At 68.8% G+C, this 24,009-nt stretch carries 25 protein-coding genes and 1 riboswitch; of the genes, 8 read left to right on the top strand and 17 right to left on the bottom strand.

What is annotated here, in order from left to right; all coding sequences use genetic code 11:
* Nucleotide 1 precedes the first annotated feature (1 nt).
* The gene (locus tag ASV56_RS21790) at nt 2–1,219 is read left to right on the top strand and encodes a glycerate kinase type-2 family protein (RefSeq protein WP_062564052.1); all 1,218 of its coding nucleotides are present in this window, start codon (nt 2–4) and stop codon (nt 1,217–1,219) included.
* 5 nt (nt 1,220–1,224) lie between these two features.
* On the opposite strand, the gene ASV56_RS21785 is transcribed toward ASV56_RS21790, so the two are convergent.
* Nucleotides 1,225–1,707 carry a pyridoxamine 5'-phosphate oxidase family protein gene (locus ASV56_RS21785; RefSeq protein ID WP_062564051.1) on the bottom strand — a complete coding sequence of 161 codons (483 nt, stop codon included), beginning with the start codon at nt 1,705–1,707 and terminating at the stop codon, nt 1,225–1,227.
* A 93-nt stretch (nt 1,708–1,800) separates the two neighbouring features.
* Entirely contained in the window at nt 1,801–2,907 is a 1,107-nt protein-coding gene (gene hppD, locus ASV56_RS21780) for a 4-hydroxyphenylpyruvate dioxygenase (protein ID WP_062564050.1), read from the bottom strand.
* A 130-nt stretch (nt 2,908–3,037) separates the two neighbouring features.
* On the opposite strand from hppD, the gene ASV56_RS21775 reads away from it, so the two are divergent.
* Nucleotides 3,038–3,508, top strand: coding sequence for an Lrp/AsnC family transcriptional regulator (locus tag ASV56_RS21775; protein WP_253880229.1), 471 nt, complete (start codon nt 3,038–3,040; stop codon nt 3,506–3,508).
* 68 nt (nt 3,509–3,576) lie between these two features.
* Here the strand turns inward: ASV56_RS21775 and msrA are convergent, their stop codons facing one another.
* The 13 genes from msrA to ASV56_RS21710 all read right to left on the bottom strand — a co-directional run bounded on the left by msrA (nt 3,577) and on the right by ASV56_RS21710 (nt 15,484).
* Nucleotides 3,577–4,083, bottom strand: coding sequence for a peptide-methionine (S)-S-oxide reductase MsrA (gene msrA / locus ASV56_RS21770; RefSeq protein WP_062564049.1), 507 nt, complete (start codon nt 4,081–4,083; stop codon nt 3,577–3,579).
* Nucleotides 4,080–4,526 carry a peptide-methionine (R)-S-oxide reductase MsrB gene (gene msrB / locus ASV56_RS21765; RefSeq protein ID WP_062564048.1) on the bottom strand — a complete coding sequence of 149 codons (447 nt, stop codon included), beginning with the start codon at nt 4,524–4,526 and terminating at the stop codon, nt 4,080–4,082. The genes msrA and msrB overlap by 4 nt, the downstream gene beginning before the upstream one ends.
* 71 nt (nt 4,527–4,597) lie before the next feature.
* Nucleotides 4,598–6,658, bottom strand: coding sequence for a phenylacetic acid degradation bifunctional protein PaaZ (paaZ, locus tag ASV56_RS21760; protein WP_062564047.1), 2,061 nt, complete (start codon nt 6,656–6,658; stop codon nt 4,598–4,600).
* Nucleotides 6,659–6,713: 55 nt separating this feature from the next.
* On the bottom strand, nt 6,714–7,460 hold the full coding sequence (locus ASV56_RS21755) for a Phenylacetic acid catabolic protein (protein ID WP_062564046.1): 747 nt from the start codon (nt 7,458–7,460) through the stop codon (nt 6,714–6,716).
* 7 nt (nt 7,461–7,467) lie between these two features.
* On the bottom strand, nt 7,468–8,544 hold the full coding sequence (gene paaE, locus ASV56_RS21750; RefSeq protein ID WP_062564045.1) for a 1,2-phenylacetyl-CoA epoxidase subunit PaaE: 1,077 nt from the start codon (nt 8,542–8,544) through the stop codon (nt 7,468–7,470).
* Nucleotides 8,545–8,566: 22 nt separating this feature from the next.
* On the bottom strand, nt 8,567–9,079 hold the full coding sequence (gene paaD, locus ASV56_RS21745) for a 1,2-phenylacetyl-CoA epoxidase subunit PaaD (RefSeq protein ID WP_062564044.1): 513 nt from the start codon (nt 9,077–9,079) through the stop codon (nt 8,567–8,569).
* A 1-nt stretch (nt 9,080) separates the two neighbouring features.
* The gene (gene paaC / locus ASV56_RS21740) at nt 9,081–9,929 is read right to left on the bottom strand and encodes a 1,2-phenylacetyl-CoA epoxidase subunit PaaC (RefSeq protein WP_156429275.1); all 849 of its coding nucleotides are present in this window, start codon (nt 9,927–9,929) and stop codon (nt 9,081–9,083) included.
* Complete coding sequence (gene paaB / locus ASV56_RS21735) at nt 9,929–10,213, bottom strand: 1,2-phenylacetyl-CoA epoxidase subunit PaaB (protein WP_018001690.1); 285 nt, start codon at nt 10,211–10,213, stop codon at nt 9,929–9,931. The genes paaC and paaB overlap by 1 nt, the downstream gene beginning before the upstream one ends.
* Nucleotides 10,214–10,278: 65 nt before the next feature.
* Entirely contained in the window at nt 10,279–11,268 is a 990-nt protein-coding gene (gene paaA / locus ASV56_RS21730) for a 1,2-phenylacetyl-CoA epoxidase subunit PaaA (RefSeq protein WP_062564043.1), read from the bottom strand.
* An 11-nt stretch (nt 11,269–11,279) separates the two neighbouring features.
* Nucleotides 11,280–12,485, bottom strand: a complete 1,206-nt coding sequence (gene pcaF / locus ASV56_RS21725; RefSeq protein ID WP_062564042.1) for a 3-oxoadipyl-CoA thiolase — start codon at nt 12,483–12,485, stop codon at nt 11,280–11,282.
* 161 nt (nt 12,486–12,646) lie between these two features.
* Nucleotides 12,647–13,480, bottom strand: a complete 834-nt coding sequence (locus ASV56_RS21720) for a PaaX family transcriptional regulator C-terminal domain-containing protein (protein ID WP_062564041.1) — start codon at nt 13,478–13,480, stop codon at nt 12,647–12,649.
* A gap of 72 nt (nt 13,481–13,552) precedes the next feature.
* Entirely contained in the window at nt 13,553–14,854 is a 1,302-nt protein-coding gene (locus ASV56_RS21715; RefSeq protein WP_062564040.1) for an MFS transporter, read from the bottom strand.
* Nucleotides 14,855–14,965: 111 nt separating this feature from the next.
* A complete protein-coding gene (locus ASV56_RS21710) occupies nt 14,966–15,484 on the bottom strand; it encodes a histidine phosphatase family protein (protein WP_062564039.1) in 519 nt (172 codons plus the stop codon).
* A gap of 215 nt (nt 15,485–15,699) precedes the next feature.
* Between ASV56_RS21710 and ASV56_RS21705 the strand changes: the two genes are divergently transcribed.
* The 6 genes from ASV56_RS21705 to ASV56_RS21680 all read left to right on the top strand — a co-directional run bounded on the left by ASV56_RS21705 (nt 15,700) and on the right by ASV56_RS21680 (nt 21,667).
* The gene (locus ASV56_RS21705) at nt 15,700–15,909 is read left to right on the top strand and encodes a CbtB domain-containing protein (protein WP_018001696.1); all 210 of its coding nucleotides are present in this window, start codon (nt 15,700–15,702) and stop codon (nt 15,907–15,909) included.
* A gap of 12 nt (nt 15,910–15,921) precedes the next feature.
* The gene (locus tag ASV56_RS21700; RefSeq protein ID WP_062564038.1) at nt 15,922–16,725 is read left to right on the top strand and encodes a CbtA family protein; all 804 of its coding nucleotides are present in this window, start codon (nt 15,922–15,924) and stop codon (nt 16,723–16,725) included.
* A gap of 128 nt (nt 16,726–16,853) precedes the next feature.
* A riboswitch (cobalamin riboswitch) is annotated at nt 16,854–17,049 on the top strand.
* Between the two features lie 136 nt (nt 17,050–17,185).
* Nucleotides 17,186–19,090: a TonB-dependent receptor plug domain-containing protein gene (locus tag ASV56_RS21695; protein WP_253880227.1), complete on the top strand. Its 1,905-nt coding sequence runs from the start codon at nt 17,186–17,188 to the stop codon at nt 19,088–19,090.
* Entirely contained in the window at nt 19,084–19,905 is an 822-nt protein-coding gene (locus ASV56_RS21690) for an ABC transporter substrate-binding protein (protein WP_062564036.1), read from the top strand. The genes ASV56_RS21695 and ASV56_RS21690 overlap by 7 nt, the downstream gene beginning before the upstream one ends.
* Nucleotides 19,905–20,888: a FecCD family ABC transporter permease gene (locus tag ASV56_RS21685; RefSeq protein WP_172823807.1), complete on the top strand. Its 984-nt coding sequence runs from the start codon at nt 19,905–19,907 to the stop codon at nt 20,886–20,888. The genes ASV56_RS21690 and ASV56_RS21685 overlap by 1 nt, the downstream gene beginning before the upstream one ends.
* The gene (locus tag ASV56_RS21680; protein ID WP_062564034.1) at nt 20,885–21,667 is read left to right on the top strand and encodes an ABC transporter ATP-binding protein; all 783 of its coding nucleotides are present in this window, start codon (nt 20,885–20,887) and stop codon (nt 21,665–21,667) included. The genes ASV56_RS21685 and ASV56_RS21680 overlap by 4 nt, the downstream gene beginning before the upstream one ends.
* A gap of 88 nt (nt 21,668–21,755) precedes the next feature.
* Here the strand turns inward: ASV56_RS21680 and ASV56_RS21675 are convergent, their stop codons facing one another.
* Nucleotides 21,756–22,709, bottom strand: a complete 954-nt coding sequence (locus ASV56_RS21675) for a ParB/RepB/Spo0J family partition protein (RefSeq protein WP_062564033.1) — start codon at nt 22,707–22,709, stop codon at nt 21,756–21,758.
* Nucleotides 22,706–23,905 (bottom strand): AAA family ATPase, encoded by a 1,200-nt coding sequence (locus tag ASV56_RS21670; protein WP_062564032.1) that lies wholly within the window; start codon nt 23,903–23,905, stop codon nt 22,706–22,708. The genes ASV56_RS21675 and ASV56_RS21670 overlap by 4 nt, the downstream gene beginning before the upstream one ends.
* Nucleotides 23,906–24,009 lie beyond the last annotated feature (104 nt).

The raw sequence follows: 24,009 nt of genomic DNA, 5'->3' as shown, positions 1-24,009 counted from the left end.
GCTGGCGCAGCGGCTTTTCGCCGCTGCGGTCAGCGCCGCCGACCCGGCGCTGGCGGTGCGCCGGCATTTCCAGCGCCATCCCGACACCGGCGGCACCATCCTGGTCGCCGTCGGCAAGGCCGCCCCCGCCATGCTGGCCGAGGCGATGGTGCATCTGCCCGATGCCCGCATCGCGCTGGCCGTCACGCATGAGGGGAACGCGGCCGATATTCCCGGCGCCCGCGTCCTGACCGCCAGCCACCCGGTCCCGAACGAGGCCGGGCTGCGGGCGGGGCGCGAGATCCTGGCGGCGCTGGACGGCGCCGGACCGGGCGACCGGGTGCTGGCGCTGATCTCGGGCGGCGGCTCGGCGCTGATCCCGGCACCGCGCGCGCCGCTGACGCTGGCGGACAAGCAGGCGGTGAACCGGCTCTTGCTGGCCAGCGGGCTCGACATCACCGCGATGAATCTGATCCGCCAGCAGCTGTCCGAACTGAAGGGCGGCGGCTTCCTGCGCCATGCCGCGCCGGCGCCGGTGACCGGGCTGATCCTGTCGGATGTGATCGGCAACGAGTTGGGTGCGGTCGCCTCGGGGCCGACCTCGGCGCCGCTGGGCAACCGGGCACAGGCGCGCAAGCTGTTGCAGGACAATGGAATCTGGGACCGCCTGCCCGATGCGGTGCGCCAGGTTCTGGACGCGCCCGACAGCGCGGCGCCCCTGCCTGCGGCCGAGAATTACCTGATCGGCAGCAACGAGCAATCGCTGCATGCGATGCGGGACGTGGTGGCGCCGGGCTGGGCGGCGCGTATCGTCTCGGATCGGCTGGAGGGCGACGTGGCCGAGGCGGCGGCGCTGATCGTGCAGGCCGCGCGCGAGGCGCCGCCCGACCGCCCGACCGCGCTGATCTTCGGCGGCGAGACCACGGTGACCCTGCGCGGCAACGGCAAGGGCGGACGCAACCAGGAACTGGCGCTGCGCGTCGCGGATGCCATGCAGGGCCAGCGCGGCGACTGGGTGTTCCTGAGCGGCGGCACCGACGGCCGCGACGGGCCGACCGATGCCGCCGGCGGCGTGGTCGATGGCGGCACCATGGCTCGGATCGCGGCCGCTGGCGCCGATGCGCAGGCGCTTCTGGCCAACAACGACAGCCATGCCGCGCTGGCCGCCGCCGGAGACCTGCTGCTGACCGGCGCCACCGGCACCAATGTCGCCGATGTGCAGGTCATGCTGCTGAACTGAGGCGGTCAGAAGCTCAGGGCGAAATGCCGGCCCATGTCGGGCTGGCTGCCGGTGATCTTGGACTTGGCGATTTCATAGAGAAAGCGCAGGTTGCCGCCGGTCAGCCAGACCTCGGCCGCCGTCAGGTCCAGCCGCATCAGCTGGATATCGGGATCCTGCTTGCCGTCCTCGAACCAGCTGGCGGCGACGGCGTTCCACAGCTCGTCGAGCTTGGCGCGGTCGTTCGAAAGCGACAGCGTCCCCTCGATCCGGGCAAAGAGCCCCGCCGATTCCTCGGTGACGACATGCAGCGCCGGGGCCGGGCCCCCGGCGACCGCCTGCGCAAGGTCGGTGCCCTTGGCGGTGATGAACCACAATGTGCCGGTTTCGGGCTCGGCATAATGCGACATTGGCACCAGCCGGGGATCCTGCACCAGCCCCAGCATGCCCGAGTTGATATCGTCGAGCCGGTCCCAGAAGTCGCGGCTTTGGTCGTCGGTATGGGTCATTGCATCCTCCTGCCGTTGCCGAAGAAACGGCTGGAGGGCATACGGGTTCCCCGCGGCGGCGGCTAGCCTTTGTTAAGCCGGCCCGGGCGGCGGCTAGCCGGCCTTCGACAGCACGCCGCGCCGGATCTGATCGGCCTCGATCGATTCGAACAGCGCGCGGAAATTGCCCTCGCCGAAGCCGTCGTCGCCCTTGCGCTGGATGAACTCGAAGAAGATCGGCCCGATCACCGTGCGGGAAAAGATCTGCAGCAGGATGCGGGTCTCGCCACCGCCGACCACGCCTTCGCCGTCGATCAGGATGCCGTGCTTGCGCAGCCGGTCCAGCGGCTCGCCGTGGTCTTTGACCCGCTCGTGCGACATCTCGTAATAGGTGTCGGGCGGCCCGGGCATGAAATTCATCCCGGCGGCATGGATGCGGTCGGTGCCGACATAGATGTCCTCGCTGCCGATGGCGATATGCTGGATGCCCTCGCCCTTGTAGCGCCGCAGGTATTCCTCGATCTGGCTGTGGTCGTCGGTCGATTCGTTGATCGGGATGCGGATCTTGCCGTCGGGCGAGGTCAGCGCCCGGCTGACCAGCCCGGTCTGCTTGCCCTTGATGTCGAAGAAGCGGATCTCGCGGAAATTGAACGTGTCGTGATAGAAGCGATACCAGGTGTCCATGTTGCCGCGGATCACATTGTGGGTCAGGTGGTCGAGATAGTAGAAGCCGAAGCCCTCGGGCCGCGGATCGGCCTCACCCAGCCAGTCGAAATCACCGCCATAGGCGCTGCCCGTCTCGCCGTAGCGGTCGATGAAATACAGAAGCGAACCGCCGATGCCATGCACCGCCGGCGCCTCGATCGACTTGCCGGGGCCGGTGTATTCGGTCGCGCCCAGGCTCAGCGCACGGGCCAGGGCCAGCTGCGCATCGACCACGCGCCAGGCCATCGCCGGCGCGCAGGGGCCGTGTTCGGCGACGAAGCCCGCCGCATGGCTGTCGGGATCGGCGTTCAGCAGGTAGTTGATGTCGCCCTGGCGATAGAGCGTGATATCCTTGCGCCGGTGCTTCGCCACCGGCACGAAGCCCATCTGGCGAAAGATCAGGTCCAGCCGGCCCGGCTCGGGATGGGCGAATTCGACGAACTCGAACCCATCGGTGCCGGCGGGATTGGCGGCGCTGATGCTCGCCCTGGGGGCGTCATGCGGGAAAGGGCCCATGGTCTTCGTCCTGTTCAGTGCGTTCCTGGGTCCATTATGCCACCGCCGGGCTGCAACGGGCTTGCAAAGCGCCGGCTATCCGGCAAGGATTTGCACGAAATACGCATCAGATCGCAGGATGGTGCATGAAATGCAGCTGGATCGGTTCGACATCGCGATTCTCATCGCCTTGCAGCGCGACGGCGCCATGACCAATGCCGCCCTGGCCGAGGTGGTCAACCTCTCGGCCTCGCAATGCTCGCGCCGGCGGGCGGCGCTGGAACAGGCGGGCGTGATCGAGGGCTACGCCGCCCGGCTCAGCGCCGCGAAGCTGGGCTTCGGGCTGCGCGCCATCATCCGCGTCAACCTGTCGAGCCACGGCCAGCGCAAGGAGGACGACTTCGCCCGCTTCGTCACCAGCCAGCCGGCGATCCGCTCGGCCTTCTCGGTTTCGGGCGATGCGGATTACGTGCTGGACCTGCGCGTCCGCGACCTCGAAAGCTTCGCCGATTTCGTCCATGGCCAGCTGCTGCCGCATCCGCAGGTCGCCCAGGTGCGCTCGGAAATCGTGCTGAAGACGCTCAAGGACGAGCCCGGCGTGGCCCCGTTCGACACCGCCTGATTTCTTTGCTCCCGAAATACCCTCGGGGGTCCGGGGGCAGAAAGCCCCCGGCAGCAACCCCGCAAGCCCTACTCGGCCGCCTGCCGGCGCGGCAGCACCCAGTTCGGCCGGGCGAAATGGCAGGTATAGCCCGCGGGATGGCGTTGCAGGTAATCCTGGTGCTCGGGCTCGGCCTGCCAGAAATCCCCGGCGGGCTTGACCTCGGTCACCACCTTGCCCGGCCACAGGCGCGAGGCATCGACATCGGCGATGGTCTCCTCGGCGATCCGGCGCTGCTCGTCCGAGGTATAAAAGATCCCCGAACGATAGCTGGGGCCCAGGTCGTTGCCCTGGCGGTCGGGCGTGGTCGGGTCGTGGATCTGGAAGAAGAACTCGAGGATCTTGCGATAGCTGGTCCGGGCCGGGTCGAAGGTGATCTCGATGGCCTCGGCATGATTGCCATGGTTGCGGTAGGTGGCATGCGCCACGTCGCCGCCGGTATAGCCGACGCGGGTCGAGACCACGCCGGGCAGCTTGCGGATCAGCTCCTGCATGCCCCAGAAGCAGCCGCCGGCCAGGATTGCCGTCTCGGTCATTGCGCGTCCTCCACCTGGTCCAGGTAATCGCCATAGCCCTCGGCCTGCATCCGGTCGCGCGGCACGAAGCGCAGCGAGGCCGAGTTGATGCAATAGCGCAGCCCGCCCCGGTCGCTGGGCCCGTCGTTGAAGACATGGCCCAGATGGCTGTCGCCCTGGGCCGAGCGGACCTCGGTGCGGATCATGCCATGCGAGACGTCGCGCAATTCGCGCACGTTCCCGGCCACGATGGGCGCGGTGAAGGCCGGCCAGCCGCAGCCCGAGTTGTATTTCGCCGACGAGGCGAACAGCGGCTCGCCCGAGACCACATCGACATAGATGCCGGGTTCGAAATGGTGGTCGTATTCGCCGCTGAACGGCCGTTCGGTGCCGTTCTGCTGCGTCACCCGGTATTGTTCCGGCGTCAGGCTGGCCAGCGCCTCTTCCCTGGTCCTTGCGTTCATCGCGGCCTCCTTCAATTGCGATCGTCCCCCTATGTGGGGGCTCGATCGCGAAATGGGAATGGCCGCGACGCTCAGGCAGCGGCCTCGGACGCCAGCGGCCAGGTCTTGGCCACCATGGTCAGCACGTCATATTGCGCCACCACCTCGCCCCGCTGGTTCGTCACCCGGCAATCCCAGCGCACCTCGCCATGCTGGGCGTTTTCGCGCGGGTTGATCTCCTTGCAGGTCAGCCGCACCTGCAGGCTGTCGCCGAAATAGACCGGGTTCAGGAAACGCAGGTTGTCCACGCCGTAATTCGCCAGCACCGGGCCGGGATTGGGTTCCACGAACAGCCCCGCCGCGAAGCTGGCGATCAGGTAGCCATGCGCCACGCGGTCGTCGAAGAACGGATTGGCCCGCGCCGCCGCCTGGTCCATATGGGCATAGAAGGTGTCGCCGGTGAAATGCGCGAAATGCTCGACATCCTCCAGCGTGATGGTGCGGGTGGCGGTCACCAGCTGGTCGCCGATGCGCAATTCGGCCAGCGACTTGCGGAACGGATGCTCGCCCGAGCGGGTCGGCGCGCCTTCGATCCAGCGGCCGGTGACCGCGGACAGCAGGCGCGGCGTGCCCTGCACCGCCGTGCGCTGCATGTAATGCTTGACGCCGCGGATGCCGCCCATTTCCTCGCCGCCACCGGCGCGGCCCGGCCCGCCATGGACCAAGGGCGCCAGGGGCGAGCCATGCCCGGTCGAGCTTTTCGCCGTCTCGGCGCTGCCGATCAGCACCCTTCCATGCCAGGGCGCGGCGCCCAGCACCAGCTTTTCCGCGACCGTTTCGTCGCCGGTGAAGACCGAGCTGACCAGCGAGCCCCGTCCCATCCGCGCCAGCGCCACCGCCTCGTCCAAGTCGTCATAGGGCATCACGGTCGAGACCGGGCCGAAGGCCTCGACCTCATGCACCGCCGCGGCGGCCTTGGGCGCATCGGCATACATCAGCACCGGGTTCAGGAAGGCGCCGCGCTCGGGATCGCCCGAGGCGACGCGCACCGCGTCGGGATCGCCCGCGACGATCTCGGCCACGGCTTGCAGGTCGCGGATGCGCTCGCGCACCTCGGCCCGCTGGTCGAGGCTGGCGAGCGGCCCCATGCGCGTGCCCTCGTCGCCCGGCAGACCCAGCGCCGTCTTGTCCAGCCGTTCGCGCAGCGCGGCGACCAGCGCCTGCACCTGCGCGCGGGGGGCGATGACGCGGCGGATGGCGGTGCATTTCTGCCCGGCCTTGGTCGTCATCTCGCGGGCGACCTCGCGCACGAACAGGTCGAATTCGGCGGTGCCCGGCACCGCGTCGGGGCCAAGGATCGAGGCGTTGAGGCTGTCGGCCTCCATGGTGAAGCGCACGGAATTGGCCACCACCGCCGGATGGGTCTTCAGCTTGCGGCCGGTCCAGGCCGAGCCGGTGAAGGTCACGGCGTCCTGTTCGCTGACATGGTCCAGAAGGTCGCCGACCGAGCCGCAGATCAGTTGCAGCGCCCCCTCGGGCAAAAGCCCGGTATCGATGATGCGGCGCACGCAAAGCTCGGTCAGATAGGCGGTCTGGCTCGCCGGCTTCACCACGCAGGGCAGGCCGGCCAGCAGCGTCGGCGCGATTTTCTCCAGCATGCCCCAGATCGGGAAGTTGAAGGCGTTGATATGGACCGCCACGCCTTCCAGGGGCGACAGGATGTGCTGGGCGACGAAGCTGCCGTCCTTCGACAGCACCTCGACTTCGCCGTCGGTCAGCACGCGGGCATTGGGCAGTTCGCGCCGGCCCTTGGAGGCAAAGGCCAGCATGGTGCCAATGCCGCCCTCGATATCGACCCAGCCGTCGGCCCGGGTGGCGCCGGTGTGCAGGCTTTCGGCGTAGAACTCCTCTTTCCGCGCCATCAGGGCCAGGCCCAGGGCCTTCAACATGCCGGCGCGTTCGTGGAAGGTCATGGCGCGCAGGCTGGCGCCCGCGGCCCGGCCATGCTCCAGCACGGCCGCGAAATCGAGGCCCGTCGAGTCGATCAGCGCCACCGGCGCCCCGGTCGCGGCATCCAGCAGGGTCTGACCTTCCTTGGCGCCCGGCGTCCAGCCGCCGCAGACATAGCTTTCCAAACGGCGCAGCGTGGTCATCGCGTTTCCTTCCAATCCTGTTCGCAACGGGGCGCGGATGGCCGCGCCCCTGAAATCAAAGGCCGAATGCGGCCAGATGCTCGGCCACCAGCGTTTCCCAGCGGGCCAGCAGAACCTCGTTCGGCTGGTGGCGCAGGCCAAAGCGGCGCAGCGTCTCATAGCGCGCGGAATGCGCGGCGCCGAAGCCCGCCGCCACGCGCGGGTGCCAATAGCCAAGGCTCGCCTGCACCCTGTCGCGGTCGCTTTCGGCCAGCGCGGCCAGGCCTTCCAGGCCCAGTCCCGCGTGGCGCGCCTCGCGCGGGGCGATCTCGCGGAAAACCTCGGCCAGCGGCGCGTAGGAGACGCGGGTCAGCTCGGTCATCTGCACGCCGGCCGCGAGGCCCTGCAGCACGTTCATCACCACCGCGTCGGTCCAGCCCGCGATCGGGTAGTGGAACACCGACAGGCGCATGTCGCCCTCGCGCCGGGCGGCGCCGATGTCGGCCTCGCGGTCGACGCGGGCAGCCCAGTCGTGGCTTTGCTGATAGCGGCGGCTGTCGGTGCCGAAATCCGCCATGACCGCCAGCACGCGCTCGGCGTGGTCGGCCTTTTCCAGCGTGATCCGGCTGGCGGCGATACGCTCCTTGATCGCCGGGGCGAAGTTGATCGCATCGGCGAAGCCCGCCGAGGCCGCCAGCTCGCTGTCGACAAAGCTGGACATCAGCCGCAGGAGTTCGCCGCGATAGCGCGGCGGCACGTTGCCGGGCGAGGTCAGCACGCCGCCCTGCGCGAGATAGTCGTCAAGGTTCATGGTCTGGGTCATGGCTGCCTCATTCGTCATAGGTGACGACCACGCGGTCGCTGATCGGATAGGCCTGGCAGGACAGGACATAGCCGGCGCGGACCTCGTAATCCTCCAGCGCGTGGTTGATGGCCATTTCCACCTCGCCCTCCAGCACCTTGCAGCGGCAGGTCGAGCAGACCCCGGCCTTGCAGGAATAGGGCGCGTCCATGTGGTTGGCGATGGCGGCTTCCAGGATCGTCTCGCCCTCGCGCGGCATCTGGAAATTGCGCGTGGCGCCGTCCAGCGTCACCGTGGCGGCGGTGCCATTGCCCTGCGTCGCCGCCTGCTGCGACACGGCGCGGGCCTTGGCGCGGCCGGGCTGGCTGCTGGCGAACAGCTCGAACTTGATCTGCTCGTCGCGCATCCCGTGTTCGCGCAAGCTGGCGGCCACGGCCAGCATCAGCCCCTCGGGGCCGCAGATGAAGGCGGTGTCCAGCGCGGTCGGATCGATCCAGTGCTGGAACAGCGCCGCCATCTTGCCTTCGTCGATGCGGCCGGTGAACAGGTCGATCTCCTGCGCCTCGGCCTTGAGGATATGCAGCACCGAGAAGCGGCCAAGGTAGAGGTTCTTCAGGTCCTCGAGCTCCTCGCGGAACATGATCGAGTTGATCTGGCGGTTGGCATAGACCAGCGTGAACTGCGAGCGGGGCTCGCGCGCCAGCACGGTCTTGATGATCGACAGCAAGGGCGTGATGCCCGAGCCCGCCGCCACGCCCAGATATTGCCGCTCGGCCGCGGGGTCGGTCTGGGTATGGAACTTGCCCATCGGCGGCATGGCGTCGATTTCCACGCCCGGCGCCAGGTTCTCGTTGGCCCAGGTGCTGAAGGCGCCGCCATCGACGCGCTTGATGCCGACGCGCAGGCAGCCGTCGTCGACGCCCGAGCAGATCGAATAGGAGCGGCGCAGTTCCTCGCCGTCGAAGTCGCGGCGCAGGGTCAGGTATTGCCCTTGGGTAAAGTCGAACAGCGCCCGGTCCTCGTCGCGCGGGGCCAGGGTCACGACCACGGCGTCGCGGGTGTCGCGGCGCACGTCGGTCACTTTCAGCGGGTGGAAGCGTGCCATTTTGGGTATCCTTCCCAAGCCCTTACAGGCATTTGAAATAGTCGAATGGTTCCAGGCAGTCCTTGCAGCGATAGCTCGCCTTGCAGGGGGTCGAGCCGAACTGGCTGATCTTTTCCGTGTTGGTGCTGCCGCAGCGCGGGCAGGCGATGGTCAGGTTGTGGCCGCCCAGCCGGGCGATCCGGCCCGCCAGCACCCCGTCCGCCGCGGTGCCGTCCACCGGCGGCGCGATGCCATAGCCGCGCAGCTTGTCGCGGCCCTCGGGCGTGATCCAGTCGGTGGTCCAGGGCGGCGACATCTGCCGTTCCAGCCGCAGCTTGTCGATGCCGTGGCCGCGCAGCGCGGTCTCGATATCCAGGTTGATGATGCTGGTCGCCGGGCAGCCGGAATAAGTCGGCGTCACCTTGACGACCAGCGTGTCATCCTGCCAGGCCACGTCCCGGATGATGCCCAGGTCCGTCAGGCTGAGCACCGGGATTTCGGGGTCCGGCACCTCGGCCAGCCAGTCCCAGACCTGCGCGATGCTGGGCGCGGCCATCCTACCAGCTCGCACCGGGATAGGCGCGTTGCAGGAACTGCATCTCGGCCAGGATATAGCCCAGATGCTCGGTATGGATGCCCTGCTTGCCGCCCTTGTGCGCAAAGGCACTGTCGGGCAGCGCCAGCGTCGCCTCGGCGAAGACCGCGCCGACCGTCGCCAGCCAGGGCTCGCGCAGGCTGGCCGGATCGGGCAGGATACCCCGCGCGGCAATCTCGGCGTCCTTGGCGTCGGCCAGGAACATCTCGCCGGTATAGGACCACAGCGCCTCGACGGCAGCGGCCATGCGCCGGTGGCTTTCCGCGGTGCCGTCGCCCAGCCGCACGATCAGGTCCGAGGTCCGTTCCAGATGATAGGCCACCTCTTTCGCCGCCTTGGCGGCGATTTCCGCCACCCGCGGGTCGGTCGAAGCCGCGGCGCCCTTCAGGAATTCATGGTGCCAGGCGTCGAACAAGAACTGCCGCATCAGCGTATGGCCGAAATCGCCGTTCGGGCGCTCGACCAGCAGCAGGTTGCGGAAATCCCAGGCGTCGCGCAGATAGGCGAGGTCGTCGGCGCTGCGGTCCTGGCCCTCGACCTCGGCGGCGAGCGCCAGCCAGTTCTGGGTCTGGCCGATCAGGTCCAGCGCGACGTTGGCCAGCGCGATGTCCTCTTCCAGCGCCGGGGAATGGCCGCACCATTCCGAGACGCGGTGGCCCAGGACCAGGGTCGAATCCCCGATGCGCAGCAGGCATTCGAACAGCGCCTGTTCGCCGGCGTCGGGGGCGGGCACCGGGGGGTGGGCATGCGCGCCTTGCATGCGGGCCAGTTCCGCCACCTCGGGCGTGTTCATGTCGGGCAGCGAGGGCATCACATATGCCCCACTTCGTCCGGGATGTCGAAGAAGGTCGGGTGGCGATAGACCTTGCTGTTCGAGGGCTCGAACAGCGGACCTTTCTCCGACGGGCTCGACGCGGTGATCTGCGCCGAGGGCACGACCCAGATCGAGACGCCTTCATTCCTGCGGGTATAGACGTCGCGGGCGTTCAGGATCGCCATTTCAGCGTCGGGCGCGTGCAGGCTGCCGACGTGGCGGTGGTTCAGCCCGTGCTGGCCCCGGATGAAGACCTCCCAGAGCGGCCATTCCTTGGACATGGTGTTCTCCCTTACTTGGTCGCGGCGCGGGGGCCGCATGTTCCTGGCGGGTTATTCGGCGCGGGTTATTCGGCGGCGACGGCGCGGCGGGCGGCGGCCTTCTCGGCATGGACGACCAGCGCGTCGCGGAACCAGGCGCCGTCCTCCCAGGCCTTGACGCGGGCGCCCAGCCGATCCTTGTTGCAGGGCCCGTTGCCGGCCAGAACGTCGTAGAACTCGGACCAGTCCGGCTCGCTGAAATCGTAGCCGCCCTTCTCCTCGTTCCATTTCAGGTCCGGGTCGGGCACGGTCAGGCCCAGATATTCCGCCTGCGGCACGGTCTGGTCGACGAATTTCTGCCGCAGCTCGTCATTGGTGTTCATCTTGATCTTCCACGCCATCGACTGCGCGGAATGCACCGAGTCCTTGTCGGACGGCCCGAACATCATCAGCGAGGGATACCACAGCCGGTTCAGCGCATCCTGCGCCATGCGCTTCTGCGCCGGCGTGCCCTGCGCCATCTTCATCATGATGGCGTAGCCCTGGCGCTGGTGGAAGCTCTCCTCCTTGCAGATGCGGATCATGGCGCGGGAATAGGGGCCGTAGCTGGTCCTTTGCAGCGGCACCTGGTTCATGATCGCCGCGCCGTCGACCAGCCAGCCGACCGCGCCCATGTCGGCCCAGGTCAGCGTCGGATAGTTGAAGATCGAGGAATACTTCATCTTGCCGGCATGCAAGAGTTCCATCAGCTCGTCGCGGCTGACGCCCAACGTCTCGGCCGCCGAATAGAGATACAGCCCATGCCCGGCCTCGTCCTGCACCTTGGCCAGCAGGATCGCCTTGCGCTCCAGCGTGGGGGCGCGGGTGATCCAGTTGCCCTCGGGCAGCTGGCCGACGATCTCGCTATGCGCGTGCTGGCCGATCTGGCGGATCAGCGTCTTGCGATAGCCCTCGGGCATCCATTCCTTGGGCTCGATCTTTTCGCCGCGGTCGATGCGGTCCTGGAAGGCAAGCTCCTCGGGGGTCATCTCGTCGCGGGTCTTGCTGCCTTCGGATTTCACAACCTGGGCATACATGGCGGGCCTCCTCAGACGCGTTCGATGATGATGGCGATGCCCTGTCCCACGCCGATGCACATGGTGCAAAGCGCGTAGCGGCCACCGCTGCGGTGCAGCTGATACATGGCGGTCGTCACCAGCCGGGCGCCGGACATGCCCAAGGGGTGGCCCATCGCGATGGCGCCGCCGTTCGGGTTCACATGCGCGGCGTCATCCGGCAGGCCCAGGTCGCGCAGAGTCGCAAGCGCCTGACTGGCGAAGGCCTCGTTCAATTCTATCACATCCATCTGCTGGATGGTCATGCCCGCGCGCGCCAGCACTTTTTTTGCCGCCGGCGACGGGCCGATGCCCATGATGCGCGGCTCGACCCCCGCCGCGGCCATGGCGACGATGCGCGCCTTGGGGGTCAGGCCTTGCGCCTGCGCCGTCGGACCCGAGAGGATCGCCAGCGCCGCCGCACCGTCGTTCACGCCCGAGGCATTGCCGGCCGTGACCGTCAGCTCGGGGCCGTTCACGCCCTTGAGCCGGGCCAGCGTTTCCGCCGTGGTGCCGGGGCGCGGATGCTCGTCGGTGTCGAAGACGATGGGCTCGCCCTTCTTCTGCGGGATGGTCACCGGCACGATCTCGTCGGCAAAGACCCCGGCCGCCTGCGCCGCCTCCCAGCGGGCCTGCGAGCGGGCGGCAAAGGCGTCCTGGTCGGCGCGGCTGATGCCGAAATCGGCGGCGACGTTGTCGGCGGTCTGCGGCATCGAGTCGATGCCGAACTGCGCCTTCAGCGCCGGGTTGACGAAGCGCCAGCCGATGGTGGTGTCATAGACCGCGTTCGAGCGGGAAAATGCGCTTTCCGCCTTGGGCATGACGAAGGGGGCGCGGGTCATGCTCTCGACCCCGCCGGCGATGACGAAATCGCAATCGCCCGCCTTGATCGCCCGGGCCGCCATGCCGATCGCGTCCATGCCCGAACCGCAGAGCCGGTTCACCGTGGTCCCGGGCACGCCGATGGGCAGGCCGGCCAGCAGCACGGCCATACGGCCGACGTTGCGGTTGTCCTCGCCCGCCTGGTTGGCGCAGCCATAGATCAGGTCATCGACGGCCGCCCAGTCCACGCCCGGATTGCGCGCCATCAGCGCCTTCAGCGGCACCGCCGCCAGATCGTCGGCCCGGACCTGGGCCAGCGCGCCGGCATAGCGTCCGATGGGGGTGCGCACCGCGTCGCAGATGAAGGCTTCCTGCATCCCGCTTTCCTTTGTGTTCGTGAAAGACCGGCGATTCTCCCAATTCGCCGACCGATTGGTCAGCTTATAGCGCGGCAAACATCACAGATAAAGCAAAACTTGCGGCTTTCTGTGATGTTTTGTCGCATGCCCATTCAAAGCTCTGGAAAGACTGGCAAAAATCAGGCCATTCCGACCAGCCGGGCTTGGGTCAGCGCGGTCTGGGCCGGCAGCGGACCGTCGACGCCCTCGAACCGGGCGGCGATGTGGCGCTCGGCGCCCGGAGTCAGCCGGGCATAGAGCCGGTCGAACAGCGCGCGCGCCGCCCCGCCCTGCCAATCCCCCGGCAGCGCCTGGGCCGGCAGGAGCGGATCGCGCAAGAGGACATGGCGATAGGTCTCGACCAGCAGAAGCCGGATCACCAGCGCGGTCTCGTCCGGCAGCGGGTCGGCGGTTTCGACCGGCGAGAACCGCGCCAGCATGTCGCGATAGCGCGCCTGCAAGGCAGACAGGTTCCAATAGCGCGCCACCTCGGCCAGCGGCTGCGGATCGCCAGCCGGAAAGACCAGCGCGCCCGGCGGCACCGGCTGGCCGCGGTCCGGGCGGATGAAGACGCCGGGCGCCATCTGGCCCAGCCGCAGGTGGCGGGCCTGGTCCTCGGGCAGGTCGGGGGCGTGCAGGATCTGCCAGCCACGCGCCGGCGGGTCGGGCGCATAGAGCAGCGCCGCCGCGCGCTGGAACTCCTGCCCGGCCGAGGCGTCCAGCCGGTAATAGCTGCGCCGACCGGCCCGTTCGCCGCAAAGCCGCTTGGCCGCCACCAGGCGCGAGACGGCGGTGCGCACCAGCGATTCGCTGATGCCGACGCGGTCGCAGATCTCGATCAGCGTGCCGGTCCACAACACGCCGCCGCGCGGCACCACGACATCGCCATAAACGGTGACGATGAACGAGGCCGAGCGCAGCTCGGTCCCGGCCAGAATACTGCGGATCAGTTCCTCGGGCGTCATGCCTCGCATAAACCGCATCCGCCGCCGAAACGCAAACGGGCGGCCGCGGCGGCCGCCCGTCCGGTTGCGCTGGCCAAAGGCTCAGACCTGGTCGCGGCCCGAGGCCAGGATGCAGAGCAGCGTGATGACCGCCGCCGCCAGCAGGTAATAGCCGACCGAGGCCATGCCGTGATGCGTCTGCAACCAGGTCGCGGCATAGGGCGCCAGCGAGGCGCCGAAGATGCCGGCGAAGTTGAAGGTGATCGAGGCCCCGGTATAGCGCACCCGCGTCGGGAAGGGCGCGGCCAGCGCCGCGCCAATCACGCCATAGGTCAGCCCCATCAGGAACATGCCCAGGGTGATGAACAGATAGATCGAGCCCTCGTTCTGCGCATCGCCCTGCATCAGCGGCGCCAGCAGGAACGAGAAGGCGGCGATGGCCACCGTCACGCCGATCAGGAAGCCATAGCGCCCGATCCGGTCGGCGGCCTTGCCGGCGATGGGGATGGCGATGCCGAAGACGACCGAGCCGAAGATCTGCATCGCCAGCGCGTCCTTGAACGGGATCTGCAACACCTTGACGTTATAGGACAGCAGCCAGGCCGAGCAGATGTAGAACAGCACGAAGGTCACCAGCGCGACGAAAGTGCCCAGGAACAGGCTGCGCTTGTGGTTGCGAAAGACCTCGGCCACGGGGACCGAGACGCGCTCTTCCTTGGCGATGGCGCGGGCGAATTCCGGCGTTTCGGTGATCGACAGCCGCACCCAGAGCCCGATCACGATCAGGAAGATCGACGACAGGAAGGGCAGCCGCCAGCCCCAGGCCAGCAGATCCTCCTGGCTGATGAAATGCAGCATGGCCCAGAAGAAGCCCGAGGACAGGAACAGCCCCAGCGGCGCGCCCAGCTGCGGGAACATGCCATACCAGCTGCGCTTGCCGGGGGGCGCGTTCTCGGTCGCAAGCAGCACCGCGCCGCCCCATTCCCCGCCCAGGCCGAAGCCCTGGCCGAACCGGCACAGCGCCAAGAGCAGCGGCGCCCAGACCCCGATCTGGGCATAGCTGGGCAGCAGCCCGATGATGACGGTGGAGATGCCCATGGTCAGCAGCGCCGCGACCAGCGTGACCTTGCGGCCGATGCGGTCGCCGAAATGGCCGAAGACCACGGCGCCGAAGGGCCGCGCGAAGAAGGCGATCGAGAAGGTGGCGAATGACGCCAGCAGCGCCGTCATCGGGTCCGAGGACGGGAAGAACAGCGTCGGGAAGATCAGCACCGCCGCGGTCGCGTAGACGTAGAAATCGAAGAATTCGATGGTGGTGCCGATCAGGCTGGCCGTCAGCACCTGAACGGGCGAGTTCAGGGGTTTCTGCCGGCTCGCGGCAGCACCCGAATGGATATGTGTCATGGTTCTTGTCCGCAGATAGTCAAGGGAGGCGTCGCGGCCGGCGGAACGGGCCCGACGCGCCCCCATAGCGCAGGAAGCCGCAAGGCGAAAGGGCACCCGCGCCGGCCGGCTTCAGGGCAAGAGCAGCAGCGACCAGCGCCGGCCGTCATGGGTCAGCTGCATGCGCGACAGCGGCCGGACGCCGATGGCGCGGGCGGCGGCCAGCGGCGCGCCCAGCACATGCACCAGCGCCGCCTGGATCGGGGCCGGATGGGTCACGGCCAGCAGGTTGTCGCCCCCCTGCGCCCGGTCCTGCAACCAGCGGGCCATGCGCTCGACCACGGCGGCGAAGCTCTCGCCGCCATGCGGCGCCGCATGGGGGTCGTCCTGCCAGCGGGCGAAACCCTGGGGGTCCTGGGCCAGCACCTGCTCGGGGGACTGCCCGGCCCAGGCGCCATAGTCCATCTCGGCCAGCGCCGGGTCGGGTCGCGCAGCCAGGCCCATAGCCTCGGCCGTCTGCACCGCGCGGCGCAGGGGCGACACGCGGGCCGGACCCGGCCGGGGATGCGGGCCGGGCAGCGCGGGATCGTCACCCGGAAACACCGGCCGCGCCGGGGCCAGCGAACAGATCAGCAGGATGCGGCTTGCCATGGCGCCAGATTGGCCGCGGCGCCGGGCGGGCGCAAGTTTGCTTTGACATTTGCCGCTCTGCAGCGCAGCTTGCCCGGCATTGCCCAGTCGCGGGAAGCCGGTGGAACTCCGGCACGGTCGCGCCACTGTAACCGCGCCCATCAGGGGCGGAAGTCAGACCCCGAGCCCGGGCATGTCAACATCCCAACCGGACGCGTATCCGAAGGAGCATTGCGATGGCCTATACCGAAGCCACAGACGATTTCCGCAGCCGCCCGATTCCCTTGGGCGAATGGGCGCCCTGGGCGATCTTCGCCGGGCTGGTCATGCTGCTGGCGCTGTATTTCGTCAGCACCGAACAGGGCGCGGTCGCGCTTCTCGACGGCACCGGCGTGCATGAATTCGTGCATGACGCGCGCCACCTTCTCGGCTTTCCCTGCCACTGAGGAGCAGCCCCCATGACAGGACGTTATCTGGTGCTCGGCATGATTGCCGGGCTGATCGCGGGTGTGCTGGCCTTTGGCGTCGGCAAGGTCTGGGGCGAGCCGCCGGTCGCCGCCGCCATCGCGCTGGAGGAAGCGGGCGCGCCCGCCGCCCCCGAACACGCTCATGACCACGGCCACGACGCGCCGACCGCCGCTGCCACGGCCGAGCCCGAACCCGCCGGCCATTCCCATTCCCATGGCGAGGGCGAGGGCATCAGCCGCGCCACCCAGGCCGGCATCGGCCTGCTGACCGGCATGGCGGTGTTCGGCGCCGGCCTGGGCGGGCTTTTCGCGCTGGTCTTCGCCTTCGTGCAGGGCCGGTTCTCGCATCTAGGCGCGCGGGCGACGGCGGGGGTGATGGCGGTGCTGGGCTATGTCTCGGTCGTGCTGGTGCCCTTCCTGAAATACCCGGCCAACCCGCCCGCCGTGGGTCATGGCGAGACCATCGGCCTGCGCACGCAGATGTTCTTTGCCATGATGGCGCTGTCGCTCATCGCCATGGTGATCGCGGTGGCAGTGGCGCGCAGCGGCCGCGACCGCTGGCGCGCCGGCATCCTGGGCGGGCTGGCCTATCTGGTCCTGGTGGTCGTCGCCGGCCTCGTCCTGCCCGCCATCAACGAGGTGCCGGCCGGCTTTCCGGGCGACCTGCTCTGGCAGTTCCGCAGCGTGTCGCTGGTGATCGTGGCAATGCTCTGGGCCGGGATCGGGCTGATCTTCGGCCAGCTCGTGCAAGGGTCGCTGGCCCGTGACCCGGGCTTGCGGCAGCGGCTGGCCTGATCCCCTGCGGCAAAATGACAGGGCGCCGGCGGGTCCGGCGCCTTTTTCGTTCGGCTTCGGCATGAAACCATGGCCCGCCACCCCATGCGGGCCGGGCCAGACCCCTTGACAGCCGGGGCCTCGTCGCGCGAACAGGTGGCTGCTTCGGTTCCGGCCCCTTGCCGGATGAAAAGGGAAGCCGGCAAGCCCCCGGGCCAATCCGGCACTGCCCCCGCAACTGTAGGCGGCGAGCGACGGTCGATAATGCCACTGGGCGCGTCCCGGGAAGGCCGGCCGAAGCGACGATCCGCGAGTCAGGAGACCTGCCGAGGCGTTCACCCATTTCCGGCGCGGGGCGCACCGGGAAAGCGGCCGTTCCGCAGAGGTGACGCTCACCCCCTGGCGGGCGGGCCGACCGGCCCGTTGCGCAGGGCAGTTCTGCAACCCGCGGGCTGCGGCCCGTGCCCGGAAAGGTCAAGGCATGTCTCGGACCCGAGCTTTCATCATGACTCTGGCGGCGGCGCTGGTGCCGGCCGTCGCGACGGCGCAAGACGCCGTCATCCTGGATCCCGTGATCCTGTCGGCCGGGCTCAGCCCCATCGCCAGCGATGCCTATGGCCGCGCCTCGACCGTGCTGACCGCCGAGGAGATCGAGGCACGCGGCATCGCCACCGTGCAGGACGCGCTGCGCAGCGTGCCGGGCGTGGCCGTCACCTCGACCGGCGAGACGCTGACCAAGCTGCGCATCCGCGGCAGCGAGCCCGGCCACGTCCTGGTGCTGATCGACGGGGTCAAGGCGAACTCTCCGGCCTCCGGCGACTATACCTTCTCGGGCATGACCGCCGCCGACATCGACCGGATCGAGGTGCTGCGCGGCCCGCAATCGGCGATCTACGGCTCGAACGCGGCGGCGGGCGTCATCTCGATCACGACGCGGCGCGCGCGAGAGACGGGGTTCCGCTATGGCGGCGGGGTCGAGATCGGCGGGCTGGGCACCCGCGCGGCCAACGGCCATGTCAGCTATTCGGACGGGCGCAGCGAGCTGGTGCTGTCGCTGGACTCGCGCCATGTCGAGGGCGAGGATGCCTCCCGTTCCGGCGGCGACCGCGATTTCAACGACCGCGACACGATCGGGCTGCGCGGCCGCTATGACCTGACCGAGAGCGTCAGCGCGGGTTTCGCCCTGCGCCGCAGCTGGCAGGAATATGGCTATGACCTTGGCAGCTTCGTCCCGGTGCCCACCCCCGACGATTACCTGATCGACGCGCCGCTGACCGCCGAGCGCAACGAGCTCTTTGGTTCGCTCTGGATCGAGGCGCAGGCGCTGGACGGACGGCTGTCCCACCGGCTGACCGTCTCGGGCACCAACCAGGACACCCTGTTCCTGAACGACGGCGCCTATGACTATGACGACGCCGCGCGCCGCCGCGGCGTGCAGTATCTGGGCAGCTGGGCCATCGACGGCGCCGACCTGGCCAGCACCCGCCATCGCCTGAACTTCAGCGCCGCGACCGAGCGCGAGACCTATCGCAGCTCCTTTGCGCCCGGCGGGATCTATGAACGCGACACGACTGCGCTGGCGCTGGAATATCTGGGCAATCTCGACCCGGACATCGACCTGCAGGCCGGCATCCGCCGCGACCTGAACGACGGGTTCAAGGATGCGACCTCGTGGAACCTGTCGGCGGGCTGGCAGGTGCCGGGGCGGGACATCCGCCTGCGCGCGGCGGCGGGCCGGGCCGTGGTCAATCCCGATATGTTCCAGCAATTCGGCTATATCCCCGGCTCTTACGAGGGCAACCCGGACCTGCGCCCCGAACGCAGCCTCGGCTATGAACTGGGCGTCGATCTGTCCTATGCCGGCGGCGCGGGCACATTGGGCGCGACCGTCTTTCACAGCGATGTCGAGGACCTGATCACCGGCTCGGGCGAAAGCTCGGTGAACCTTGACGGCACCAGCACCCGCAAGGGCTTCGAGGTGACGACGGCCATGCAGGTGACGGATGCCATCCGCATCGGCGCCGACTATACCTATACCGACGCGCGCCAGCAGGATGGCAGCCGCGTCGCGCGTGTGCCCCGGCATCAGGTCAACCTGCGCGGACAGGTGGATTTCGCGGCCGGGCGCGGCGGCCTGTCGGCGGAGCTGCGTTATGTCGCGGACAATTACGACGAGGAATGGTATAACACCGCCTGGCCCGACACGCCGGCCACCACCGAACTGCCGGAATTCGCCACCGTCAACCTTGCCGCGCATTATGACCTGACCGAAAACATCCGTCTGCACGGCCGGGTCGAGAACCTGTTCGACAAGGACCATTCCGAGGCATGGGGCTATTACGGCCAGGGCCGCACCGCCTATGCCGGATTGCAGGCGCGATGGTAGCGCGCTGGCTTCTGGCCGGCCTTCTTGCCTGCCTTGCCCTGCCCGTCGCGGCGGAAGCGCCGCGCCGGGTCGTCTCGATCAACCTTTGCACCGACCAGCTGGCCATGCTGCTGGCGGCGCCGGGACAGCTGGTCTCGGTTTCCTATCTGGCGCGTGACCCGCTGTCCTCGGGCATGGCCGAAGCGGCGGCAGCCCTGCCGGCGAACAACGGGCTGGCCGAAGAGATCTTCCTGCTGAAGCCCGACCTGGTGCTGGCGGGCACCTGGACCCCGCCCACGACCCTTTCGCTGCTGCGCCGGGTCGGCGTCCCGGTCGAGGTGTTCCAGCCCGAAAGCGACATCGCCGGCATTCGCGGCAATATCGCCCGCATGGGCCAGGTTCTGGGCCGCGAGGCCGAGGCGGAAGCCGCGCTGGCGCGGTTCGACGCCGACCTCGCCCGCCTGCCGCCGGCGCCCGAGCCGCGCCCGCGCGCCGCGATCTATGCCGTGAACGGCTATACGCTGGGCAGCGACAGCCTGGCGGGGCAGATCGTCGCGCTGGCGGGCTATGCCAATATCGCCGACGAGCTGGGCCTTGGCCCGGGCGGCACGCTGCCGCTGGAGGCGCTGCTGCTGGCCCGGCCCGACCTGGTGATCCTGGGCCGCCGCTATGCCGGCCACGCCCGCGCCCAGGACATGCTGGACCACCCGGCCCTGCGCGCGCTGCTGCGCGACAGGCCGGCGGCGGTGATGGCCGACCCGGACTGGATCTGCGGCAACCCGCGCATCCTGCGCGCCGTGGCCAACCTGCCCGCCGCCGCCGGGGTCCGGCGATGATGCGCCCCGCCGTCTTGCTGGGCCTGCTCGGCCTGCTGGTCGCGGCGCTGTTTGCGGGCTCGCTGCTGACCGGGCCGGCCGGGGCCGGGATTGGCCCAAGCCTCGCCGCGCTGGTCCGGGGCGACGATATGCTGGGGCTGGTCATGCGCGAGATCCGCCTGCCCCGCGCGGCTCTGGGCCTGCTGGTCGGCGCGGCGCTGGGGCTGGCCGGCGCGGCCATGCAGGGCTTCCTGCGCAACCCGCTGGCCGAGCCGGGGCTGATCGGCACCTCGGCCTCGGCAAGCCTGGGCGCGGTGCTGGCGATCCAGACCGGGCTGGCGGCGGTCGTGCCCCTGGGCCTGCCGCTGGCGGCCCTGGCGGGGGCCGCGCTGTCGGTGCTGGCCATGCTGGCCCTGGCCGGCCCGCGCGGCGGCACGCTGTCGCTGATCCTGGCCGGCATCGCCATTTCGGCGCTGGCGGGGGCGGGCACCGCGCTGGTGCTGAACCTGTCGCCGAATCCCTTTGCCGCCAATGAGATCACCTTCTGGATGATGGGCTCGCTGGCCGACCGCGCCATGCCGCATGTCTGGATCGCAGCCGCGCTGATCCTGCCGGGCGCCGGGCTGCTGCTGACCACCGGCCGCGCGCTGGATGCGCTGACGCTGGGCGAGGATGCGGCGGCATCCAGCGGCATCGACCTGGGCCGGTTGCGGCTGCGGCTGGTTCTGGGCTGCGCGGCGCTGATCGCCGGGGCGACGGCGGTGGCGGGGTCCATCGGCTTCGTCGGGCTGGTGGTGCCACATCTCTTGCGCCGTGCGGCGGGCGCGCGGCCGTCGCGGCTGCTCGTCGCCTCGGCGCTTGGCGGGGCGGCGATGGTGCTGGCCGCCGACATCGCAGTGCGGCTGATCCTGCCCGCGCAGGACCTGAAGCTGGGCGTGCTGACCGCGCTGGTCGGAGCACCGCTGTTCCTGCACCTGATCCTGAAAACCCGGAGGCAGGCATGACGCTGGCGCTTTCTGCCCTGGCCTGCCGCCGTCACGGCCGGACGGTGATCGAGGGCATCGACCTGACCGTCGCGCCCGGCGAATTCGTCGGCCTGCTGGGCCCGAACGGCGCCGGCAAGACCACGCTGCTGCGCGCCGCGCTGGGGCTGCTGCCGGCCGAAGGGCACAGCTCGCTCGCTGCATTGCCGGCGCGGCTGCGGGCGCGGGCGGCGGCCTTCATGCCACAGGGGCGCGAGATTGCCTGGCCGGTCTCGGTCGAGACGCTGGTGGCGCTGGGACGCATCGCCCATCCCGATGCCGCGGGCGAGACCGACCACGCCGCCGTCGAGGCCGCGCTTTCGGCGCTGTCGCTTCTGCCGCTGCGCGACCGCCCGGCCACGCAGCTTTCGGGCGGCGAACAGGCCCGGGCGCTGCTGGCCCGCGCCTTGGCGCAGGATACGCCGCTGCTGATCGCGGACGAGCCCATAGCCGGCCTTGACCCGGCGGCGCAGATCGAGGTCATGCGGCTGTTCCGCCGCCTTGCGGACCAAGGCCGAGCGGTGCTGGCCTCACTGCACGACCTGGGGTTGGCGGCCCGGCACTGCACGCGGCTGATTCTGCTGCATCAGGGCCGGATCATGGCCGACGGCCGCCCCGAAGCAGTGCTGACACCGGAAAATCTGGCCCGCTGCTTTGGCGTCGCCGCCCATGTCGCGCAGGGGCCGCAGGGGCTGATGCTGCAATTGCTCGACACCTTGCAGCCGGTCGTTTCCCCGGATTGCACCCCACCCAAAAAGTAACGGAAGCCTGCGACGGTCCCGGGATCGTCGTAGATCTTTCCGCCTATGTTCCTGCATTGTTCCGGAAATTGCCAATTGGCAATCCGGTTCATTGCCGGAAATGTTCCTCAAGAAAACCGTCCAGCGCGGCCCGCAGATCCGCCTCGGACAGGGTATCCGGGAACTCCAGCCGGATCTTCTTGCCGCGCCGTTCGACGGCCAACGGCCCCTGGACCTGCTTCTCGGCCGCGGGCGTGGCGCCATGCGCTGCCTCTTTCAGCCGCGCCAGCACACGGGGCACCGGCACATGGGCGCCCTGCCCTGCCCGCGCGCGCGCCTGCTCGGCGGCGATGGCGCGGGCTTCGGCCAGCACCTTCTCCTCGGCATCTTGCAACAGCGGCCGGACGCTGCGGGCGTGCAGCTCTTTGATCTCGGTCAGGCGCGGCCAGGCATCGAGGATCGGTTGCGGCAGCCGGGCCAGATGCAGATAGCGCGAGAGCCAGGCCTCGGACACCTCGAGCCGCGCCGCCATCGTCTTCTGCTTGCCGCCGTAATAGATGTCGAGCGCCTGGAGATAGTCGCGCGCCCGTTCGTAATCGCTGAGATCGGCGCGGTCGCGGTTCTCGATATCGGCCAGGCGGAAAGCCTCTTCGTCGGTCAGGTCGCGCACCTCGACCAGATAGCGGAACTGGGCGTAGTTGTTCGCCCGCAGCCAGCTGATGGCGAAATGCCGCCGCGCGCCGCAGATCACCTCGTATTCCGCGCCATGCCCCGCCGGCAGCTTGCGCACGATGGCCGGGAACTCCTGCTGGCCCTGCGCCTTCAGGCTGTCGATCAGGTCGCGGCAGTTGTCCTCGTTCAGCAGGTCATAGGCGCGGTTGTGCCGGGCCCACATCACGCAGGTTGCGGGGTCGACCCAGCGCAGCACCTTCTCCTCGCGCTCGCCGCTCTCGGCCAGCGCGTTGCTGCGTTTCAGGAAGCGGGCGCCGGCCTTGTCGCTGGCGGCCGGCGCCGACAGGTCCTTCAGCACGTCGTCGAAGATCGCATCATGGCGCTTGCTCACAGCAGGCCCTCCTTGCGCAATTGGCGGTGATGGCTGGGCCAGGTCTTGCGGATCAGCAACTCGACCTCGCGGCCCACGGCGTCCAGATAGGCGCGGCAGCGCTTGTGCGTCTCGGTCCGCGTGGCGGGGCCGGTCAGCTCATAGACGGTCATCAGGTTGGCGGTGGCGTTGTCGATCTCGGCCGAATCCTTCAGCGCGGCGTTCAGCATGTCCTGCGGAAACACCGCGTCCATCATGCGCTTGATCGCCTGATGCGCCGATTTCTGGTCGTTCATCTTGGACGTCAGAATTTTGACGAAGCTGTATTCCCGCGCGCCGCCGTGCCGGGCCAGTTCGGCCAGGGTCGATTCCATCATCTTCAGGAAATGCGCGGTCGAGGCGAAGTCGATATTGTTCGGCGGCGCCGGGATCAGCAGCGCATTGGCCGCGCGCAGCACCGACAGCGACAGCATGCCAAGCGCAGGCGGCGGGTCCAGCAGGATGATGTCGAACTGGTCGGCGATCGAGGCGACACCCTCGCGCAGCCGGTCCAGGATGAAGGTCGGATCGCGCGCCATGCGCGCCGCGAATTCATATTCGGCATCGTAAAGCCCCAGATTCGCCGGGATCAGCGCGATGCCGGGCCAATAGGTCGAGCGCAGAGCATAATGCAGCGATTTCGGCCCGCCGTGCTGCAGGAAGGGATAGAGCGTGTCCTCTTCCTCATCCACGTCAACATCGGGATTCAGCCCGAAAACCGCCGTGGTCGAGGCTTGCGAATCGCAGTCGATGACGCAGACCCGATAGCCCTTTAGTGCGAAATACTGCGCCAGATGCACCACCACGGTCGATTTCCCGACACCGCCCTTGAAATTCTGCACCGCCATGACCAGCGGCGCATCTTCGGGCGCGCGGTGCGGCATGGTGCCAAAGACCTCGCGCATGCGGTTGACCTCGGCCAGGGTATAGCCGTTGCGGCGATTGGTGGCGGCATCCTTGGTCGGCTCGGGCAGGCGGCCGTCGGCTTCTGCGTCGCGGATCGCCTTTTCCGAGCGGCCAACCATCTCGGCCGCGGTGCGCACGTTGAACAGCAGATCGAGCTGCTTCTGCGTGCCGGGCGCGAAGACGCGCTCGCGCAGGCGTTCGATGACGGTCGAGGCGCGCTGGCTCAGCACGGCCAATTCGTCCAGGGTAACGGGGGAAATCGCGGGATTCATGGGATGACTTTGCTGCTCGGGTTGCCGCACTATGGCCGAAACGCCCGGAGGCGTAAAGTTCGGTTTTTGGGACGATGCTCCGCAGAAAGCGATAGCGAGGTGGG

The organism is Paracoccus aminovorans (assembly GCF_001546115.1).
GTDB lineage: Bacteria > Pseudomonadota > Alphaproteobacteria > Rhodobacterales > Rhodobacteraceae > Paracoccus > Paracoccus aminovorans_B.
Note: the sequence above shows the minus strand (reverse complement) of the source record. Positions and strands in the feature narration are given on the sequence as shown.

What these genes read in the sequence shown, in the direction of transcription:
- msrB (WP_062564048.1), bottom strand. Translation starts at nt 4,526, where the DNA reads ATGAACGCAAGGACCAGGGAAGAGGCGCTGGCCAGCCTGACGCCGGAA.
- ASV56_RS21670 (WP_062564032.1), bottom strand. Translation starts at nt 23,905, where the DNA reads ATGAATCCCGCGATTTCCCCCGTTACCCTGGACGAATTGGCCGTGCTG.
- msrA (WP_062564049.1), bottom strand. Translation starts at nt 4,083, where the DNA reads ATGACCGAGACGGCAATCCTGGCCGGCGGCTGCTTCTGGGGCATGCAG.
- paaC (WP_156429275.1), bottom strand. Translation starts at nt 9,929, where the DNA reads ATGCCCTCGCTGCCCGACATGAACACGCCCGAGGTGGCGGAACTGGCC.
- paaZ (WP_062564047.1), bottom strand. Translation starts at nt 6,658, where the DNA reads ATGACCACGCTGCGCCGTTTGGAAAGCTATGTCTGCGGCGGCTGGACG.
- ASV56_RS21720 (WP_062564041.1), bottom strand. Translation starts at nt 13,480, where the DNA reads ATGCGAGGCATGACGCCCGAGGAACTGATCCGCAGTATTCTGGCCGGG.
- paaA (WP_062564043.1), bottom strand. Translation starts at nt 11,268, where the DNA reads ATGTATGCCCAGGTTGTGAAATCCGAAGGCAGCAAGACCCGCGACGAG.
- ASV56_RS21680 (WP_062564034.1), top strand. Translation starts at nt 20,885, where the DNA reads ATGACGCTGGCGCTTTCTGCCCTGGCCTGCCGCCGTCACGGCCGGACG.
- ASV56_RS21695 (WP_253880227.1), top strand. Translation starts at nt 17,186, where the DNA reads ATGTCTCGGACCCGAGCTTTCATCATGACTCTGGCGGCGGCGCTGGTG.
- hppD (WP_062564050.1), bottom strand. Translation starts at nt 2,907, where the DNA reads ATGGGCCCTTTCCCGCATGACGCCCCCAGGGCGAGCATCAGCGCCGCC.
- ASV56_RS21775 (WP_253880229.1), top strand. Translation starts at nt 3,038, where the DNA reads ATGCAGCTGGATCGGTTCGACATCGCGATTCTCATCGCCTTGCAGCGC.
- pcaF (WP_062564042.1), bottom strand. Translation starts at nt 12,485, where the DNA reads ATGCAGGAAGCCTTCATCTGCGACGCGGTGCGCACCCCCATCGGACGC.
- ASV56_RS21710 (WP_062564039.1), bottom strand. Translation starts at nt 15,484, where the DNA reads ATGGCAAGCCGCATCCTGCTGATCTGTTCGCTGGCCCCGGCGCGGCCG.
- ASV56_RS21785 (WP_062564051.1), bottom strand. Translation starts at nt 1,707, where the DNA reads ATGACCCATACCGACGACCAAAGCCGCGACTTCTGGGACCGGCTCGAC.
- ASV56_RS21705 (WP_018001696.1), top strand. Translation starts at nt 15,700, where the DNA reads ATGGCCTATACCGAAGCCACAGACGATTTCCGCAGCCGCCCGATTCCC.
- ASV56_RS21700 (WP_062564038.1), top strand. Translation starts at nt 15,922, where the DNA reads ATGACAGGACGTTATCTGGTGCTCGGCATGATTGCCGGGCTGATCGCG.
- ASV56_RS21715 (WP_062564040.1), bottom strand. Translation starts at nt 14,854, where the DNA reads ATGACACATATCCATTCGGGTGCTGCCGCGAGCCGGCAGAAACCCCTG.
- paaE (WP_062564045.1), bottom strand. Translation starts at nt 8,544, where the DNA reads ATGGCACGCTTCCACCCGCTGAAAGTGACCGACGTGCGCCGCGACACC.
- ASV56_RS21755 (WP_062564046.1), bottom strand. Translation starts at nt 7,460, where the DNA reads ATGACCCAGACCATGAACCTTGACGACTATCTCGCGCAGGGCGGCGTG.
- ASV56_RS21685 (WP_172823807.1), top strand. Translation starts at nt 19,905, where the DNA reads ATGCGCCCCGCCGTCTTGCTGGGCCTGCTCGGCCTGCTGGTCGCGGCG.
- paaD (WP_062564044.1), bottom strand. Translation starts at nt 9,079, where the DNA reads ATGGCCGCGCCCAGCATCGCGCAGGTCTGGGACTGGCTGGCCGAGGTG.
- paaB (WP_018001690.1), bottom strand. Translation starts at nt 10,213, where the DNA reads ATGTCCAAGGAATGGCCGCTCTGGGAGGTCTTCATCCGGGGCCAGCAC.
- ASV56_RS21690 (WP_062564036.1), top strand. Translation starts at nt 19,084, where the DNA reads ATGGTAGCGCGCTGGCTTCTGGCCGGCCTTCTTGCCTGCCTTGCCCTG.